The 1,506-nt window shown below is 54.1% G+C and carries 2 protein-coding genes; both read right to left on the bottom strand.

What is annotated here, in order from left to right; genetic code table 11:
• Positions 1–68: 68 nt before the first annotated feature.
• Positions 69–1,214, bottom strand: a complete 1,146-nt coding sequence (locus CW742_RS12695) for a DNA repair exonuclease (RefSeq protein WP_292420923.1) — start codon at positions 1,212–1,214, stop codon at positions 69–71.
• A 103-nt stretch (positions 1,215–1,317) separates the two neighbouring features.
• Positions 1,318–1,506, bottom strand: a 189-nt coding sequence (locus tag CW742_RS12690) for a 3'-5' exonuclease (RefSeq protein WP_292420921.1), incomplete at its 5' end; no start/stop codon positions are given.

Raw genomic sequence — 1,506 nt, 5'->3', positions numbered from 1 at the left:
TCGACGCCCGGAAGGGGGTGGGAAGGCTCCAACGATCGTAAGAGTGTAACTCAATAACCGATCTCATTTCACTCGCCTCCCCCCCTGTGCTCATCAATCACGCCCTGCAGCACATCCTTCCCTTTCGCGAGCACGAACTCCCGCTGCTTACCCGTGAGCTGCTTCTTCTCAACAAATGCCGCGAACTCCTGCAGGTAATCCACCATCCGGATGTCCTGCTGGAGCGGCACGGGCTTGTCTTCCTCTTCCGTCCTGATCCGGATCTTCAGGTCGAGCAGGAGCTCGCGGACCGGGGCGAGGACATAGGGGTCAAGGCCCTTGCCGTGCTCCCTTGACATCCCGTCCAGCGTCACCTGCGCCATCGAATATTTCGGGAGGCCGAGCTTTTCAACGCGCTGCACGATCTCGTCCGTGACATCCCCGGGATGGACGCCCGCGCACTTGATCGTCCCGCAGTCCGCCATCAGCGTCTTTGGCAGATCCAGGTGCTGCACCTCACGGGGCTTTGCCGTATCCACCACGAGCCCGCCTTTCGTATCATGGATCTCCCCGTAGGTGAGGAACTCGGTCGAGCCCGCGTACCACGCATTATCCGTCACCTGCGACTGGCGGTGATAGTGGCCGAGCGCGATGTAATCGAAAGTATCGGAAAGGATCGTCCCGTCCAGCTCGTGCTCCGCAACGGTTGCGAGCCGCTTGTCCTTGATCTGCGTTGCGAGGCCGTGGGTGACGAGGACGTTCGCGTGCGATTTGTTGATCTCGATCTTCTCGAACTCCGTCCGGTAATCCTCCGGGCGGAGCATGTTGGGCAGCAGGTGGAACATCGTGTCGCCGATCTCCACGCTCTCGTACCGGAAGCGGAACGCCGCGATGAGACGCGAGGGGTGGTAGTCCAGCACCTCGTACGGTGAAACGGTGTACCGGGTCTTGGTCATGCTGTGGTTGCCGGCTATGACGATGACGGGGATGCCGGCTTCGTGGAGATGGCCGAGGGCGGCGAGGACGGTGGTGTAGGCTTTGGTTTTGGGTTTGACGACGTCGAATAAATCTCCTGCATGGACGAGGGCGTCGGGTTTTTGTTTGATAATGACATCTATCGCTGACAGAAAATTATCGTAAATCTGCTTCTCCCTCATATTCATTCCGGAGGCCGGATCGAGACGGGAGAACGCAGCTAAGCCTAAGTGGGTGTCTGCGATGTGGATGAGTTTCATTTCTTAGATTGTTTGTTGGGGGTTATGGAATATAAGGAGAGAGGGGATGGGGTGAAAATGATGCAATTAAAAAAATGATACAAATTCTCAATTAAAATCTTTATTAATAAAGTGATAATCCCATTTCCTCAATAAAACGTGAAGGTACCTTTTTATAACCATTATATTTTTTTGCATAACTCAAACATAGAGTTTCTTGAACTCTGGTGATTGCAACAAAACAACTTCGCCGTTCTTCTTCCATTTCCCGGCTCAAAGGTCCTTTTTTAACCGCTTGATATGATGGAAACTC

This window comes from Methanoregula sp. (genome assembly GCF_002835825.1).
Taxonomy (GTDB): Archaea; Halobacteriota; Methanomicrobia; order Methanomicrobiales; family Methanospirillaceae; genus Methanoregula.
This window is presented reverse-complemented; position numbering and strand designations above follow the sequence as displayed.

What these genes read in the sequence shown, in the direction of transcription:
- CW742_RS12695 (WP_292420923.1), bottom strand. Translation starts at nt 1,214, where the DNA reads ATGAAACTCATCCACATCGCAGACACCCACTTAGGCTTAGCTGCGTTC.